Raw genomic sequence first — 16,584 nt, 5'->3', positions numbered from 1 at the left:
AAATGGACAAAATTAATCTCTTTATCACAAGATTGGCTGATGGACCAAACCCCTTAACTTTTGGCACCTGAGCCCTCTAAAAAAAGAGAACCAATTAACTAAACAAACAGCGGAGCGTACTCTTGACAATCCGAATGGCCAATGGTTTAAAATTTTCTGAGCCAAGGGCTACTTTGTGCTGCTCCTTTTGTATACCGTCGCCCTTGACGGCAAAGGAAAAAACCATTGGCTCGGTTGTCAAGAGTGTTTGTTTCACCAAACTTTGAATAGCAGGACTTGGTTTTTCACATCACCTCGTTATTTGGGGCAGTTTCCATAGAATTTTTGGCACTACCTTCAACATATCCCCTATTATAACGCATTTATTATTCCCTTTTCATCCAAAGATAGAAAAAAGAGACTGGGGAACTCCCAATCTCTTCGAAATTTTAAGTATATTAGCCACCGATATAATTCAATGGATCAACTAATCCACCATTTTCATGAACTTCAAAATGGAGATGAACACCCGTTGAATCGCCGGTTGTACCCATTATTCCAATTTGTTGACCTTGACTGACTGTTTGTCCCGGTGCGACCAATAACCCTGGTTGCATATGCGCGTAAAGTGTTTCAACGGTCACACCATTGATGGTGCCATGGTTGATTACCACATAGTAGCCAAAGCTAGCGTGATATGTTGCTGTTACTACAGTCCCGGATTGTGCAGCAGAAATAGCTCCACTGCCCGCAATATCTTGCCCTCTATGCAATTCAGAGCCACCTGTGATTGGTGAAAGACGATATCCAAACGGAGATGAGTAGTAGCCACTGGCTGGTTTTATGAAACCACTAGAGTTTACAGTATAACTGCTGGATGCAGTCGTAGTCGGCGCTGCTGATGCAGTCAAATTATTAGCTGCCGTAGCTGCTGCTGCAACTGCCGCCGCTTCAGATGCTGCTTGTTCGGCTGCTGCCCTCTCAGCTGCAATCCTTGTTTCTTCTGCTACCATGTCTTTGCTGATGGTTTCAGTTTGTGCAGCCAAGTCAGCTCTGGTTGATTCCAAGCCATTTTTCTCGGCTTCAGTCAATTCGTAGTTCTCAATGACTTGCGCGATTTGGACGTCGATTTCAGTTTTTTGGGCTACGACATTATTTTTTGAAATCAGAATGTCTTGTCTCAATGCTTCAGCAGCAAGTTTTTCTTCTTCAACAGCCACTTTGCTGTCTTTGACTTTTTGTTGATCCGCTTCCTGTTGTTCCACGATGTCCTTGTTGGCAGTCACAATCTTTGAAACGACCGTGATTTTTCCGACTAGGTCAGAAAAATTCTCTGAAGACAACAGCATTGAAGCTATATCCGTAACGCCCGCATCCGTTTGGATATAACGAGCCTGCGTATTTAATTTTTCAGTTCTCTGGTCGATGACCACTTGTAATGCTTCGATTTCAGCCTGCAACTCCAAAATTTTTGATTGGATAGCAGCTAATTTCTCTTCTTGTGCAGCTAATCGGCCCATCAATTCATCCAATTGCGATTGCAGTTCATTCACTTTTGTTTCCAAATTTGCTTTTTCGGATTCCAAAGTATTCAATGAATTTGATTTTTCTTCTATCTGCGATTGAATCGTATTCGTTTCTAATTGCAAAGCATCTTTTTGTTGTTGTAATTCTTCTAATGTAGCCGCCTGAGCAGTAAATCCACCTGCAATCGGACTAAGCAATAAGATTGATGAGAACAACGCGATATGTTTTTTTCCCAATTATACTTCTCCTCCTGTTTCTACTACGAGATGAAGTATATCAAAATTAAAATACCATTGCATGATAGAAATATGACAATTGTGTTTCAATTTGTTACGACAGTCGTAAATCGTGAAATATTGTTCATGTTTACACATCGGCTTCCGAACACAGTCTGCATTTGATTGTTCGCGCTTCCAGCGATATACTTAAGCTGTACCAAGTGTTTCCTCCACCATCGCTCTTCAAGAAAGAAAGGGGCAATAACATGAGAATCGATCAAAAAGATTTACACAAACCAGGTACGGACAACCTTCCTCCTGGCGTCTACAAGGAAGTCGGCCCAAGAGGGGGCAAAATTACCGGCAGCAAAGAGGTCCATATCGTTGAAGGGCATAGACTTCCGCCTACCAACAAAGCCGGAAACAAATGGATCAAAAAAGACTGATTGTTCGCTGATAACTGATCATTTGAAAGCTTCGCGGTGGAGAAAACTTGGAAAGGCGTTCAGAAAAGGACCGTGCAGCAAGCGCCGCACAGTCCTTTTCTTATCCGATGCATTATTTTGCCAGAAGTTCCTTGATGATTTTGGATACGAGTGCTTTATCGGCTTTGCCATCCAGCACTTGCATCGAAAATTTCATCGCATCCTTCAATGACATTTCGGCTACACCGTTTTCGGCCAAAAAGAAGCGAACTTCCCGTTCATCCATCATCTTAGGCACATAAGCCTCCAAAATTGCCAACTTTTTCTGATTTTCTTCAATTAGGTCCGTGCGTTCAACTTGCTTTGCAAAAGCGATCGCTTCATTGGTTTTTTTTATGTCCTTCATAAAAACATGGATTTCCTCTGCTTCAGTCATTTCGCGCTTGTTGTCGATAATGAAAGAATCGTATTCCGTTTTGATCAGGCGGAGGACATCTGCCTTCAACGTGTCTTTGTCTTTCCTTGCTTGGATGAAGTCTTTGTTGACTGTTTCTTTCAATGTCATGATTACTGAGCTCCTCTCCGAAATTAGTTATAGACCGCCCCTCATTATGGATTCTTTCCAAGATCAGCGTCCTCCCTTAATTCTAAGGAATAGAATCGGAATTGGCAAATCTGTAACCATTGGCGTCGTTTCATCATTTTCTGAAAAATTTTACTCTATCTTATTTCATCTACTTGAAAACCTATTATCGTGTTAAGGAAGCATCATCAGATGAATTTCACCAAAAACAGAAATGCTGATTTAACAGCATTTCTGTTTTTGGTGGTATGAAACAATCAGACAGTTTGTTTATTTCAGCAATTCGTACATGGCTAACCTCGTTAACCCTTAATAAATCAAGCTTTCTAGCATGAAAAAGAAAAATATCCCGGGAAAATTCCGAGTAACAAAAGTCCGGGCAGGGCTTTTTTTCTTCCTATATTATACTTCCAAATAGATTCAAATAATTTAGTTATAAAACGTGTGTAAAAATATAGACTGATTAACCTTAGGGGGATAAAGACCAGTCTCACTTATACTATACGCCTTTTGTTGTATTTCATTTTTATTCATACGTAATTTTTCGAAATAAGGTACTCTATGTAATACTCTGAAAAGTAACATATACATTTAATGCTAGAACTTAGTTCAACTATTTTTATCCCCCGTAAAATAAGCTACTGTTCCCGTAATTGCACTAGATATTATAGGTCCTGTAATTACCCATACATCTTTAGCAGATGCGGGGTTTACTATTAGTGAATATCCACCAATAAGTATAAGCAACACACACACAGTACCCACAAACCAAAGAATTCCTATTTTTGTTTTCACATCACCATTGGCTTTAATTTGAGAAGTTGAATTTTTATTTTCTGCCGACATGGCAGCTAACCAAGCCTCGTAGTGGGGATTATTAGTGCCGCTTTCCATGTCCAAGGCAGATTTGAACAAATTCTGTTCATCCGTAACTGATCCAACGCTGGAACTTGTAAATTTTTCTGCCATTAAATCAACTCCATAATTCCAGATTGAACGAATTTCGATTTGTGTGCTTCAATCGTTGATAGTAGTAGACTTAATTCTAATGAGTTAACAGGTATATTATTAAAATCTCGCCTAATAACTATACCTTCTTGGGTTCCGTTTATTTCTCCTTTAGAAATTTCTACCACATCGTTTAGAGTCAAGTTTTCATATGAACTCCTGGAGTTGTATCTGATTGATAGTTCTTCTAAATTTTGTTTTTGTTTTTCATTCTTAATGAATTTTGTTTGAATCTCCGAAATAGGATTTGTTTTCTGAATAAAATATGTACCCACAAAACCAAATCGGGTTATTTCTTTCATTTCTAAAATCACACGCGAAAAATTCTTTACCTGATTTAAAAACTTTTCAATATTAACTGAGAAAGATTCACTTGATTGGGCCAAATTAACAACTAAATCTATCCGGGTTTTTGAAATATTACATACATAGACACCATTTGAGCTTCGCATTATCACGCTCGGAAATTCCGCCGGAGCATCAGACGGTATTGGTATTATCGTAGGCATTTGATCAAATAAACCGCCCATAACATCATCTATTTTACCTACTAATCTATCGGGACGGTTTTCTATTCCTTTAAAAAATAAAGCCATTTGTAACTGTACGATTTTTTCTTTAGCCATTAAAGTACCTCCTTAAGTCTTCAATTAAGAAGTATACCCTAATAAAGCCGCTAATTAAACATTGAATTCAACAAAAATTGAAGCGATATAATAAAAACAGGTGGATAAAGTACAATTCGTATATATTTATTTTTCATATTTTCCTCCAAATAATTTAATACCAATACATGTATTAGCATTTGTTACATCCAATATTCCCTTTACATGAAATGCTTTTCAAGCATCGCGCCTTTAGACTCATCATACCGAATTGCCACGCGGTCAACGTTGCCTTCCAGATCCACAACAATTAATCCCTGCCCCTTGTCGCCCAGAACCAAACAAGAACATGCCTCTTCAATAGCAATCACATTACCGGCTTTGTATGGCCCATTTTCCGGATAAACAATCCAGGTCTGTCCTGCAGGCAAGTGCAGCGTTGAGGATACGACAGCCGGCTCTCTTTCGACTGCCCGTTTATCGATCCACCCTAGACTGGTGTTGAGATATTCGCCTGAGGCGTTCTCCTCTATTACAGGAATCGTTTTTCCAATAAACGCATCTGTTGTGCCCCAATTCGTGAAGCCTGGTTCGCCCCACGGCCGGGAATCGATCGAATAGCCACCGGCTTTCACGATGCCGTTATAGCTCACTGGCACGCGTGCAGGAACATCAATCAGAGCCCGCTTATCAATCCACCCAACTTTCACGCCATTGGCATATTCTCCGCTGCCGTTCTCCTCGTAGACTGAGATTGTATTTCCGATGATATCATCTGTTTTACCCCAATTAACCAGACCAGGCTCTCCCCAGGGTTTGCTATCAATCGAATAACCAGGATAGGCCACCATCTTGTTATAAGTCACAGGGACGCGCATCGGCGCAATCGATTCTGAAGCTGCAGCTGCAGATTGCCCCAACCTCGCGCGGAATGCATCCATCTGTTCTTTCGAATAACCAGGGCAAGCGGAATTATTATAAACTTCCCAATGTCCCTTGACTTTGCTTGCTGGCACGCTCAAATCACCCATGATCTTACGCGTCAGCCACTCATGTGCATCAATTTGCGCTTGTGAGTAATCATTGCCGTTCCCAGCCTCCACGCTGATATGAACGCAATAGCCGTTATTATTATAGACTCCCCAAGTAATTCGCTCGTAGTCGTAGTTCTGCCAGATATTACCATCGGCGTCGATGTAGAAATGATAGCCGCCACGGTCCCAACCGAGCGTATTTTCCCAATATTCTTCATGACCCGTGATAAATTTACGAAGCTTGCGCATAACTGCAGAATAGTGCCATACGATCGTTGTGATTGCCGATCGGTTGCGATCCTTGCTTTGGCCACCTAGTGCGGAAGCGCGTCTATCATTGATTACATAACCCATCATTTACCCTCCTTAAGCGTCTTCGTAGCTGCGTCCCACATGCCTGATGCGGATGCCCCGTACAGCAATCCCTCAAACGCATTGACAAAGATATCACCATTGTACATAAAGCCGTAGAGAGCTCCGAATAGCGCCCCAAAAACTACGGCCACAAATGCCAGATACTTGCTTTCCAGTCCAGCACGTTTTGCCATTTCCACGGCAATCATGGTAATCGGCGCAATAAAAATATTAAATTCCATTTTCTTGATCCCCTTTCAGGATGGCATTCTCGATCTTCAACTCATCATTTTCTTCCCGCAGCATTTCGACTTCATCCTCTAACTTCTCGACAATCACCTTGTACCCGTTGATATCCTTGACGTACTTGTTTTCAATATCCTTGATTTGCGTTTTTAATTGTTTGACCTCATCACTCAAAGCATCTACCTGTTCTTTGTAGAAGGTAAAAAGCTTAGTGATATTTTCTGTGTATTGCTGCTCTACTGATCCATTAGTTTGTTTATTCGCGACCGAGTAAGTGACCATGCCGGTGACAGCACTTGCGATAATTGCGGATATCCATTCCATTGCCCACGCTCCTTTTCCATAATAAAAAGGCTGCCCAGGAGGACAACCCTCTTTTAAAACTATTTGTCCAGATCTTTTTTACGCAACGCTTCAGCTAATTCGAATCGACTAATAGCCTCTTCTACTGTGCCAAAGGTTACAGAACTGTCAAACAGCCAATCACCCATTTTAAACATGCTTTCACCTCATCTCTTTTTTCTTTACATTCACTAATATAGCAAAGGTATAAGGAGTTAAGCTGAAATCATGATTTTTTATTGGCCAAATTTACATACATTCTTTGGGTTTTGCAACTACATTATTATTCGAATGTTTCTTATAGAGTGTAGTAAATCCAAGCTAAAATTTGATACGCCATCGACCAGTAGCATTGAATACCTGGGTGGTTAATATCCGTTCCACCTACGCTGACCTCTTTTCCAGTTTCTAAATCAATATCTTTTCTGGTAGAAGAGAATGAAGTTAAAGAATGAGTGAAATAAGTAGGGATGAAGTATTTAGTTGTCTGCGATGCTAGAGTACCTAGCGCAGTTTGAACTATTTTATTCATATCGTACTTGAACTCGTTAGACCCTACACTCATGGGTGAAACGTCTGCCACATCGGACCATTTCTCAGGAAACATCGGACCCATCATTCTTGTAGTAATGAACCCGGCCTTAATTGCCGGATACTCAGCAGCAATAGCGTTCATGATTTTAAGATTATCGTCCGCGGTCAACTGAGCTGTCATAACACCACCAAAGTGCCATCTATCGTTCTCACCGACTTCTAAAGTGATATGCGTAGGTGTGCAAACGTCATAGGCAGTCGCATCGGTTACGTGAGAACCAGCAGTGCTTCCAACCACCAATCTAGTTACCCCATCATCAGCTAAAGTCTTATATCTCGCTAAATATTTGGTAAGTGAGAATGCATAGTCACCAGTAGCTTTTGCAACAGCTTTATCAAAGAATGGATTTGAAGGGTTGTCCATCAAATAATTCATCTTGGTATCAATAAGTGTTTTTTGTTCTGCACTTCCAGCATACGCTCCACTGACTTCTGCATACTTAGCATCTAACCAAGCCCATAAGTTAGCCGTATAATCCCAATGATATTTACCATGAGGTGTCTGTGCGATCAGAAGTTTCTGAGCATTGGTTCCGGTATACGTCTCATACGCAACACCTTCGTCATATGTTCCGTCGATAGCGATCTTTCTTCCTAGCCCTAAACTATCCCAAGCATCTACGCCGGCAAAAGAAGTTGTAGTGCTACCGGATGTAATTGTGTGAAGCATATGTCTAAGATAATTGACTGTACACCAACTACCTCTGCCCTCAGCACAGTTTCGAATCGAAATGGATTGCCCCTTATACGTCGCAGGCGGATTGTCCGTTCGATTTCCCGTTCCGATTAAGGCTACTTTAATGGAATTGTCTCCCATATCAATATTGTCCATCATGGCTAACTCTTTCACGATTGCATTGTAACAACCGCCGCCTCTAAGAACTCCATCGGTCTGAGCGATATTATTGGCTGTCATACTGTCACCAATTGCTAGATATCTAATAGCCTTGTTTTTTGCGTTACTTGCTTTAGTCTTCACTAGGTTGTATGCGAATGTTTTATCTTTGTACCCATTTCCACCTAGCACGTGAGTCATCGCTACATTTTCTTTAGTCGCTACATTCTTCACGTGACTTTGAACGTTTACTGCTCTAGCGTCATCTAGGCTCATGTCTAGCTTAGCGCGAAGTAGTGAGTCTGGATAAAGGTGTTGAACATAGTCCCTTGAGTAGAAGCCTGAACTGTCATTGTCAGATGCGAAGATGTATGCCGGAGCATTGTACTCATAGTCGACGGCTGCATTAGGTGTAGCAGCTAGTAGGTCAGCTTCAAGCTTAATAATTTTATCTTTCAAAGTATATGGGACTCGTTCTAATTTAGGTGGATTAGGTTGACCGTAAGCAGAACCTCTGAAGAAATATTCATTTCCGCCCGCAACAAATTCATAGTATGAAGGATTGCCCGCAGCCGTTCCGCTAATTGTTCGAATGAGCACTTTATTCGCGTCATACATTGCAATACATCTAGCGTCACTGAAGTATGCAGTCCATCCGTATTTTTGACCTGGAACAATAGCGATATAGTCTGTATATTTGTCGCCCGAGAAGCCAGTAGCCGTTCCCCCTGTAGCGGTTATGTATCCTTGGGATCCCATAACTGAATTACTTATCAAAACATTAGTATATATATATCTCGTATCCAAACGACTGATTCAGTTTCAATAAATTGGCGTCTATTGCTGCCTTGGATTTGGTATATGCCTCAGTTGCAAATACTGACCTAACGAGTGTGACTAGTGCAGTAGCTGAATCTGAGGATACCCTAATAAACTTAGCGGCTCCTGAGTGGAATAAGAAAGCACCTTCTCCTTGAGACTGCCATGTATAGCCGTAACTACTTCCGGGATACCCGGCGATAAAATTGTAACTAGCATCATACAATACGAAACTTCTAGCGTCTGACGTTCGACTCTTGAGCAAGTATATAGTATCAGATTTTACTGGTATGTAATCTGTTGTGAACCCAGATGTATGCGTCTCGAATACCCCGTCAGCTTTCAAGAACTGACCCAATATTGCATAGGCATTTGAACTATATACTAACTCATCGGCTACACTCTTTTTGACGATACCCGTTTCAGTTGCGTTAGCCGCGATAGCTGCCGCATTAGTTCCGTCAACAGCTATTAAATCTGAGATAAGTTTACTACCTAAATCTACTACAGAGAATGGATATGCAGGGTCAATCATATATCCGAATCTTGCATAAGTTGCTCCAGTTGGTGCTTTAGCTAGTTTGTCATAATAATACTCAGTTGCTCCGGCTATTCCTGATATATAACTTCCTTCAGTGTTAGATGAGTAGAATGCCATTGACAGCCTTCCGCCACCTTGAACTCTACCTCGATAGTAGTAATAGTTTCCAGCGGTTACGGGAATAAAGCCAGTATAGGCATCAACGGGTTGAGATGAGGCGGTTTTTATCAATCCATCGGTAGCGTTGATGTAAGCTCCTGAACCTACGAAATTTTTCTTGTCCGCTATACGAACGATACTTACACCTAACAGTTTAGCAAGAGCGGTCAAGGAGTCACCAATATCATTAAGTGATTTTTCTGGCATTTCGATTGCTTGGTAGGCACCGCCATCAGCCCACGCCGTACTATTCCAGAAATAGCGATGATAGTTTGCATCTTCGCCTTTAGCAGTCACTGCGAATGCAGCTGTTACCCCGGTGGTTCCCGCTCCAAATGTAGGTACGCTTCTTACGCCAGCACTAGAAGCCGTAAATATAACGATTGCACCAGTGCCTCCAGTAGCCCATCCGGGATATACCGCTGCTCTTATTGCTGCTGCAACTAATGCAGTTGTCGTCTGCACCGTCGGATCTACCGCTACTGTTTTCGCCACCCCGTTGAGTGTGATGGTAACATTACTAGCCACCGTTGGAATTCCTGTGACTGTCAGCGTGTCAACCTCTGCAACATTCCCAGCTACAATATGATCACGAGTGTCGCCGGTTGGATATGCCTCCAGTAACGAAGCCATGGTCGGCATTGTTTCGCCTAGTCCACGATTAAATCCGTCAATTTGAGTTTCCATTTGGGATACCGATTGCTCCGCAGCATTCAGCCTCACCGGGTACGCCTCATCCAAAGCATCTGCTCGATCCTTAAACTCCTGCTCCACCACATCGATTCGCGCATTCCAGCCATTCACTTCCACGAGCGCATTCTCCAACGCCTTGAAACTAGTCTCACCCTGTATTGCTTCTGGGTTGATCGCACTGTTCTTCACAGTAAGCTTGAAGTTATTGGATTCTATCGGCCTTCCTTCCCCAGGAGGAACGAGCTGCAGGGATGCATTCAGCGGTCCGACATTGGTAAGCATGCCGCTTGTATATTCAATCTCAAAAATCCCTTTTGTGATGTCAACGTCATCGAAAGCATCCAATCCAAACTTGGAAGGATCTCTTACGCTGGTCCAGCCGAGGTTCAATGTATACCCCGTTAAATCCTCTAAGATGCCGGAATTCACAACCTGCACGCGCATAACCCGGCCAGGTTTCGCTTCCGGGTTTTCGAAAAATGTCTTGCCGACCTGGTCCCAAATAATGTCGGTATCAATTATAAATTGTTCCAAGACCAATATGTATCACTCCTTTTTGGCATAACAAAAAGGCAGCCGATTAATCGACTACCTTAGTAAAGTAATTTAGTTAATTTTCCTGAAACCATATCCCTACATCCCAGGTATAGTTCATAATCCGATTGATGTTTGTAATTGCTATAACCAGTCCCACGCTGGTTAGGCTTGTGTTACACATTTTGGTGTTATCCCACTTGTTTTTTAATTGAGATACATCACTATATGAACTAATAAATGAGTTAACCTCTGTCTCATCCTTAAATAAGTGTGGGAATTTATGCATAAAAATATCAGCAAATGAGGAAGAACCTATACTTATAGAGAGGCATCCCGAATACTGCAAGTGTTGATAAAACATTTCCGAATTGGGGATTTCAACAGCCAAAAAATTTACCAACGTTTGATAATAAAAATCGAAAGGCATTTTGAAGGTCGGAACGAAACTGTAATAACGAACCAAGTATATCAAAGTAATTACATCGATTTGTTTGCTTGTCAGCTTTGGGATTACACTTAACGATTCATTCAATGCTATATTTTTAAATGTATTCTCAGTGCTTTTCGTTCTCTCAACTAAAATTTTAACCAATAAATCCGCCATTTCCTGATCACCTAAACGAGCATAAGCTTTTTGAGCTTCAATGATGTCGTATCTGATATCTGGATTCTTAGTATTTTGAATCAAATTCGGATCTTCTTGAACTAATTTATTTAAATAATCAACAACTATTTTTTCTGCTCTTTCGTTAATTAAATGTTCAACGTCTTTTCCCAATTTCATAAATTCAATATGAAATAAATCCATGAACAAGTCCTTTGCCTCAGTGTAGCCCATCCCATAATTGATTGTGGTTGAAAGGTTAACATCTCCCCCAGCCTGATTAACCGTTGAATTATCTCCGCCACTGGCATCCTGTTTATTTCTCATCTTCTTTGCCTCCACTGTTGATGGAAATATTCCCACCTGCTTGATTAATGGTTGAATTTTTCCCGGCTTTGGCTTTTTGCTTGTTCACACTTGCTCCGGAATTCTTTTTAAGGAACAATCCAACTATACCGACAATCATGGTAGCTACAGCGCCTAATAACTCTTTAGTATTCTCTTGAATCCACTCAACCATTTTGAATCCCCCTGTAACATCATTTATAAATATGTTACGTCATTGGTCTCATAATGTCTATTTTATTCGAAATTTGATTAGAGGATAATTCTCCTTGAAATATTTTAAATCACCACAGTTAGAACACCGGTGCTCAATTTTAATTTCAGGCATATAGGAATTATTACCGGTTGGCCGCAGCTCGCCTATTTGGCATTCATCACAGATATAAACAATGCCAAATGGTTCCACTTCTACTTCTTTTTCCAATGATATTCACTCCTCTGTTATCCCTCTAACGTGCTGACTCTTGCTTCCAAAGCTTCAATCCTGGCCAACAACTCCTGGACACCCTTTGTGTTCAATGCAATTGCCTTGTACAAATCAATACTTTTCCCATCGCTTCCTGATATGTATGGGCTATTTTCTGCAATGAAGCCAAGCTGCTTGTTCTCTATTCCAGATTCAACGTTGTAGTTCAAATCGTATTCCACGACTGCTAAACTGGTTATTTTATCCAAAGCACTAATTTCTGTACTCATGATGTTCTGCTTAAAGTCCTCACTTGATCCGACCTCAAACGCTGATGCAGCAATCGGGGCAAATGATAAATCAGAATCGTGTACAACGTGAACCCGATCAATCGTTTGAAAATACATAATTGCGTTCCGCGCTGTGATGCGTTGGTGGTTATAGATGGTTCCGGTCTCAAAATCTTTGTCCATAAAATCTATGTACTTGTCTGATCCGAAACCTCCCCGCAGAATCAGCGAAGTATTTAACGATGTGCCTGTATTGCCTTCACCCGGCTCGAAGATGAAACCTTCTTCTGAATATCTTAAACGCCTCACCTTGGTTCCGTTTTGATAATAGATTTCCCCCTGATCAAACACCAAAATATCTCCAGTTGTCGGGTTCGTGAACTGCATGATGCTGGCGATAAGGTTTAACCAGAAGTTGGCTCCGGAGATACTAGCTGTCGTCAAAGCGTTCAAATTCAGATTTATTGCATTGATGTTGGCGAAGTTTACTGTCCCACCAAGCGAGTCGGCAGAGTAGGCCTCCTTATTCCAGTACGCGCCATCATAGACATACATCTCTATTTCCCCATCACCGACTGGCTTATACCACACATCGTTTTTGCTCATCCCTTCCAGCGGTTCGTCTGCCCCTCTGAAAATGCGATTCTTTACGTTCGCTGCTTTCTCGATGGTGTTGGTAAGCGATACAGTAACCTCTTTTACTAAGTCTTTGTAACCACTCTTCAAGTCATCATAAAAGCTCGTTCTTACGGAGCCGACCTTCAGTGATTGGTTTTTCTCCCTGAGTACATCAAACACTATTTGCGTCACCTTCGCGGTTAGGTTTACATCAAACTGCTTTGAGTAAACAGTTATAGTGTCGCACACTTCGACATTCTCAAATGACTTGAATTGTTCATACTCGCTGCTGTCAGACAAGTCATCCAGATCCACATCCATCGCTACACTTGGTTTATCAATCCCAGCATTTTCAATAAAATAATTAGAAGCTGCAGTATTCAAACTAGCGAGATCCGTCACTCGATCATCACTAGAATAATCGACCGGCAGAATCATTGTGACCGGGTAATTGTTCGCGTACTGAGAAATGACAAGGCTGCCGATAACGGTCTCTTCCGCCTCGCTTCCTTCAGGAGTGTGTGTAAAATAGGGCAGAATCTGTGTTACTAAACCTTTAGTTGAATACTCTGCTTCCAGTCCTGTCAGGTTTTTACCGTGGCGAATCGTTGCAACATTATTTCTGCCGCGCCTAGCATATAGCCAAATAAAATCATTTCCCCGTTTTATCTCTCCCCCGAACACATCCAACAAAGACCCCTCTTCGCCAGCTATGCAATTTAATGGGTTCCGCATCTTCCAATCAATGCTATTAGTTGCATTGATATCCGAATGAAACATGAAATCAGTAGGTTGAATTAAACTATTCTTCATCACATCAAGAGCCGTTTGTGGCGTAACATCATTGGAAACAACGCTTTGAACTAAATTACCGCCAAGGTCATTGGAGATGCTTGTCGCGTAAACGGACAAGACTTGTGTTATCGTATCTAGCTGCCGTTCATAGATCCTAAAAAGATGTAAATCATCAACTGAATTGGGCTTTGCCTTTACCAGACATAACTCTTGGATCTCTGCGTAATGCAAGCCAGATGCCGGATATTCCAGATAAAGTTCAAATTCGCCGTTACGTTCTTCAGTCACTTCACACGCAATTGTCTCCGACAATGCCCCGATGCCATTATGATTAAAGTCTGTTTCACCTGCTTTGTATAGAATCGGCTTCATACGAGAGATCTCCATTTCGGTTTGATTTTAATTGCGGTGACTCCTGCACCAGTCCAAGTAATGACATTATTTCCAGGAAAAAAGACAGGAAAATCAATAGAATACATCTTGCTATTCTCGTTCACTAGCAGACCGTTCACAGTTTTATAACAGTGTTGGATTTCGCTATCCAGGATGACCTCATCAACGATATTTTTGACCACATACTCTATGCCGTTTATCGTTAGCGTGCAATCACCGCTGCCTTGGATAGTGATCAACGGCTCAGCTTCATACGGTGTTGGATTTAAAATTGTTGAACTACCCAGTAACTCATAAGTGCCGCTGCCGATTAAGTATTTGAACGGCTTCACAGAAAAAGTTACTTCAAATACATCAAAGTGCCGGAATGTACTATTTCCCTTGAAACGAGGATATTCGGTATTGATCACCTTGTAGATTTTTTCAGAATCAAAATATGGGATGAATTCCACATATCGGTTAAACAAAAAAGAAGCTGCCACTCTGCTCCGTTGCAGCGGCAAATCTTCTTCATCATCCGTCATATAAAAAATTTCTAGATCCATCTGCGTATTGCTGTAGGACCCGTCATCAAAAGGGATTGCACCATTAACACCAGGAATCTCTTTTAATTCGATCTTCCTGTTCGGCGTTTCAATTATGGGACGTTCAGATATGAGCGCTCCGATATCATCGCTATGCACACCATTCAAATAAAAGCTTCCTGGTTTCAATGCACCTTCTCCCCTCTATTGATAATCTTTCGATCATTCATATTTTTAAGTTCTCGTGATATTTTTTCAGTAATGTTTTTAACAGTCTTGTTCGGCAATTCACCGTAAGCCGTAATGTTGAAATGGTTATGGATTTCAGTAGTGGTATGGCTTGAATTATCGACATTATTTGATCCGGTATTTTCGCCGAACGACTCTCTTTTCCCAAAACTAGCAATCAGTCTTTGCGCTTCTGTGCTGCCTTCCACACCTGTTGCAAAGTGTGGGATGTCCATCCTGAAGTGTTGAATACTTGGCCAAATTTTCGTCCCTTTTGGCAGGTTCGGATAAAATGTATCTGTGTCCGGGGAAATTCCAAAGTATCCACTAGGCGTAAGAAATGGTTCTTCACGCCCGCCATCTCCGAGTACGGCAGGGCCACCTCTAAAGCTGTCATCACCGGTTGCTCTATACCCAACGCCTTGTTGTCCGGTTGGACTTGTTGCCGTATAAACCCGATTCTCTTGGACGTTGATATAGACCTGTTCGTCAGGAATATTGTAGAGTCGTTGTTGTAAATCAGCAATAGCTTGTAAAGCAGGTGATACGTCAATGTTTATTGTTTTTGCAGGGATACCTGTACGGTTGTAATATTCTAAAGCCCACTGTAGAGCGCCGACTTTATCCTGAACAAATCCGAGAGAACCAATCTGAGAAGCTGCACTTTCGGATAATGCTCCCGATTGCTCAAGAGATGCAATAGCAACTTCAGATACCATGTTTCTCATGTTGGCGGAGAGAGCGTCTTGTCCTTCTGCAATCTCAGTCATGCTCTTGCCGCTACTCTCAGATAAAGTAATATAACTGTCGATCATACTGGCGGTTTCTTCAGCTGTTAGTTGTCGGTTTTCCAAGGAAGCCGCTGCAATTATCGCATTAATTTCATCGTTGGCGCTCTGCGTAATTTGAGTTAGCATAGCGTAGTGCATGCCGTTTTCCATCACACGTTTTTCATACTCAGCTTGAGTCATGACGCCATTTGCAAGCATTTCATCAAGTCGCGCTTGCTCAGCATCCTTTTGAGCAGTTAGTCCAGTTATGATTTCTTCTGTGACAGCGTTATTGGCATTTATCGTTGCGTTCGCCAATTCCTCCGTGACGACTTTCCCAGCCGTAAAGGTGGACAAAATCTCGGCCATCGTGTTTCCGATTGTCAAAGAATAATTGTTGTAACTTTCTTCAATCTCACTGATTTGATCATCTGTCATTTTTAGTTCTTTTAATTTATCCTTCACCACTTTACAAGTAATTAATGCCTGCTGAATAAATCCCTATTTTTAGCTTACGGCTTCATTAGGGGTTCAATTCTAGGGAAGCTCATCCATTGGATGAAAGTCAAAAAAATGCGCAATGAAACCTTGGACAGGTTCATTGTAAGGATGGATAAAGCAATCACACAGAGACTGGTCTCTTCAAGGCGTGTTCGAATAAGCCTGAGCCCGTACTTTCTTTTCGCCAGGCTGAAGCCTCTTTCGACCTCTACTCGATCGCAGTTGTCGCTGTATTCTTGTTTTTTGTCAATCTTTTGATCCTTCTTGGGCCTGCCGAGCGACGGTCCGGATAATCGGATTCCGAGTTCTTTGCAGTAGCTTAAGTTTGTGCGATTTCGGTATATTTTATCCGCCAAAACTCGTTCAGGATACACTCCCATCCGTTCTTTGTAGCGTTCCACCGCAACTATGAGGCATTCGCTCTCGTTGTAGGCATCGAAGGAAATTTTCTCGATTCGGGCGTATCCATTGGTTATGCTCATGTCCAGTTTGGCTCCGAATTCCACCGGGTTCTTGGCTTTTCCGCGGACAATTGGGCGGATAAATGGCTGGCTGATACTGACGATGCGATCCTGCACTTTGTGCGTCCTACTTGTGTGCATGTAGAGCTG

17 protein-coding genes are annotated in these 16,584 nt (G+C 41.8%); 1 reads left to right on the top strand and 16 read right to left on the bottom strand.

The window, feature by feature from the left end; genetic code table 11:
* Window positions 1–437: 437 nt before the first annotated feature.
* Entirely contained in the window at window positions 438–1,742 is a 1,305-nt protein-coding gene (locus tag BMZ71_RS12595; RefSeq protein ID WP_086989223.1) for a murein hydrolase activator EnvC family protein, read from the bottom strand.
* Window positions 1,743–1,990: 248 nt separating this feature from the next.
* Here BMZ71_RS12595 and BMZ71_RS12590 point away from each other — a divergent pair, with 248 nt between their 5' ends.
* Window positions 1,991–2,170 (top strand): YjzC family protein, encoded by a 180-nt coding sequence (locus tag BMZ71_RS12590; RefSeq protein WP_086989222.1) that lies wholly within the window; start codon window positions 1,991–1,993, stop codon window positions 2,168–2,170.
* A 112-nt stretch (window positions 2,171–2,282) separates the two neighbouring features.
* Here BMZ71_RS12590 and BMZ71_RS12585 read toward each other — a convergent pair whose 3' ends face one another.
* From BMZ71_RS12585 to BMZ71_RS12515, 15 genes are all read right to left on the bottom strand, one after another.
* The gene (locus BMZ71_RS12585) at window positions 2,283–2,714 is read right to left on the bottom strand and encodes a GatB/YqeY domain-containing protein (protein WP_068562618.1); all 432 of its coding nucleotides are present in this window, start codon (window positions 2,712–2,714) and stop codon (window positions 2,283–2,285) included.
* Between the two features lie 627 nt (window positions 2,715–3,341).
* Window positions 3,342–3,701: a hypothetical protein gene (locus BMZ71_RS12580; RefSeq protein ID WP_086989221.1), complete on the bottom strand. Its 360-nt coding sequence runs from the start codon at window positions 3,699–3,701 to the stop codon at window positions 3,342–3,344.
* A complete protein-coding gene (locus tag BMZ71_RS12575) occupies window positions 3,701–4,366 on the bottom strand; it encodes a hypothetical protein (RefSeq protein WP_086989220.1) in 666 nt (221 codons plus the stop codon). The genes BMZ71_RS12580 and BMZ71_RS12575 overlap by 1 nt, the downstream gene beginning before the upstream one ends.
* Before the next feature lie 200 nt (window positions 4,367–4,566).
* Window positions 4,567–5,736, bottom strand: coding sequence for an N-acetylmuramoyl-L-alanine amidase (locus tag BMZ71_RS12570; protein WP_086989219.1), 1,170 nt, complete (start codon window positions 5,734–5,736; stop codon window positions 4,567–4,569).
* Entirely contained in the window at window positions 5,733–5,975 is a 243-nt protein-coding gene (locus BMZ71_RS12565; RefSeq protein ID WP_086989218.1) for a holin, read from the bottom strand. Before BMZ71_RS12565 ends, BMZ71_RS12570 begins: the two co-directional genes overlap by 4 nt.
* Entirely contained in the window at window positions 5,965–6,303 is a 339-nt protein-coding gene (locus BMZ71_RS12560; protein WP_086989217.1) for a hypothetical protein, read from the bottom strand. Before BMZ71_RS12560 ends, BMZ71_RS12565 begins: the two co-directional genes overlap by 11 nt.
* A 316-nt stretch (window positions 6,304–6,619) precedes the next feature.
* A complete protein-coding gene (locus BMZ71_RS12555; RefSeq protein ID WP_143071443.1) occupies window positions 6,620–8,368 on the bottom strand; it encodes a hypothetical protein in 1,749 nt (582 codons plus the stop codon).
* A gap of 163 nt (window positions 8,369–8,531) precedes the next feature.
* Window positions 8,532–10,502 carry a BppU family phage baseplate upper protein gene (locus BMZ71_RS12550; protein WP_086989215.1) on the bottom strand — a complete coding sequence of 657 codons (1,971 nt, stop codon included), beginning with the start codon at window positions 10,500–10,502 and terminating at the stop codon, window positions 8,532–8,534.
* Window positions 10,503–10,572: 70 nt separating this feature from the next.
* Window positions 10,573–11,430: an LPO_1073/Vpar_1526 family protein gene (locus BMZ71_RS12545; RefSeq protein WP_086989214.1), complete on the bottom strand. Its 858-nt coding sequence runs from the start codon at window positions 11,428–11,430 to the stop codon at window positions 10,573–10,575.
* Complete coding sequence (locus tag BMZ71_RS12540) at window positions 11,420–11,623, bottom strand: hypothetical protein (RefSeq protein WP_086989213.1); 204 nt, start codon at window positions 11,621–11,623, stop codon at window positions 11,420–11,422. The genes BMZ71_RS12545 and BMZ71_RS12540 overlap by 11 nt, the downstream gene beginning before the upstream one ends.
* 57 nt (window positions 11,624–11,680) lie before the next feature.
* Entirely contained in the window at window positions 11,681–11,872 is a 192-nt protein-coding gene (locus tag BMZ71_RS12535) for a hypothetical protein (protein WP_086989212.1), read from the bottom strand.
* 17 nt (window positions 11,873–11,889) lie between these two features.
* Window positions 11,890–13,929, bottom strand: a complete 2,040-nt coding sequence (locus tag BMZ71_RS12530; RefSeq protein ID WP_177187622.1) for a phage tail spike protein — start codon at window positions 13,927–13,929, stop codon at window positions 11,890–11,892.
* Window positions 13,926–14,663, bottom strand: coding sequence for a hypothetical protein (locus BMZ71_RS12525; protein ID WP_086989210.1), 738 nt, complete (start codon window positions 14,661–14,663; stop codon window positions 13,926–13,928). Before BMZ71_RS12525 ends, BMZ71_RS12530 begins: the two co-directional genes overlap by 4 nt.
* Window positions 14,660–15,937, bottom strand: a complete 1,278-nt coding sequence (locus BMZ71_RS12520) for a methyl-accepting chemotaxis domain-containing protein (RefSeq protein ID WP_177187621.1) — start codon at window positions 15,935–15,937, stop codon at window positions 14,660–14,662. Before BMZ71_RS12520 ends, BMZ71_RS12525 begins: the two co-directional genes overlap by 4 nt.
* Before the next feature lie 47 nt (window positions 15,938–15,984).
* The coding region (locus tag BMZ71_RS12515) for a transposase (RefSeq protein ID WP_143071442.1) at window positions 15,985–16,584 on the bottom strand (600 nt) is incomplete at its 5' end.

Source organism: Trichococcus flocculiformis (genome assembly GCF_900113645.1).
GTDB lineage: Bacteria > Bacillota > Bacilli > Lactobacillales > Aerococcaceae > Trichococcus > Trichococcus flocculiformis.
The sequence above is the reverse complement of the archived record's forward strand: the minus strand, read 5'-3'. Positions and strand labels throughout refer to the sequence as shown.

Excerpts from the sequence above, each read along its gene's own strand:
- BMZ71_RS12565 (WP_086989218.1), bottom strand. The coding sequence starts at position 5,975 with ATGGAATTTAATATTTTTATTGCGCCGATTACCATGATTGCCGTGGAA.
- BMZ71_RS12530 (WP_177187622.1), bottom strand. The coding sequence starts at position 13,929 with ATGAAGCCGATTCTATACAAAGCAGGTGAAACAGACTTTAATCATAAT.
- BMZ71_RS12545 (WP_086989214.1), bottom strand. The coding sequence starts at position 11,430 with ATGAGAAATAAACAGGATGCCAGTGGCGGAGATAATTCAACGGTTAAT.
- BMZ71_RS12540 (WP_086989213.1), bottom strand. The coding sequence starts at position 11,623 with ATGGTTGAGTGGATTCAAGAGAATACTAAAGAGTTATTAGGCGCTGTA.
- BMZ71_RS12575 (WP_086989220.1), bottom strand. The coding sequence starts at position 4,366 with ATGGCTAAAGAAAAAATCGTACAGTTACAAATGGCTTTATTTTTTAAA.
- BMZ71_RS12555 (WP_143071443.1), bottom strand. The coding sequence starts at position 8,368 with ATGTATGACGCGAATAAAGTGCTCATTCGAACAATTAGCGGAACGGCT.
- BMZ71_RS12570 (WP_086989219.1), bottom strand. The coding sequence starts at position 5,736 with ATGATGGGTTATGTAATCAATGATAGACGCGCTTCCGCACTAGGTGGC.
- BMZ71_RS12560 (WP_086989217.1), bottom strand. The coding sequence starts at position 6,303 with ATGGAATGGATATCCGCAATTATCGCAAGTGCTGTCACCGGCATGGTC.
- BMZ71_RS12585 (WP_068562618.1), bottom strand. The coding sequence starts at position 2,714 with ATGACATTGAAAGAAACAGTCAACAAAGACTTCATCCAAGCAAGGAAA.
- BMZ71_RS12590 (WP_086989222.1), top strand. The coding sequence starts at position 1,991 with ATGAGAATCGATCAAAAAGATTTACACAAACCAGGTACGGACAACCTT.
- BMZ71_RS12580 (WP_086989221.1), bottom strand. The coding sequence starts at position 3,701 with ATGGCAGAAAAATTTACAAGTTCCAGCGTTGGATCAGTTACGGATGAA.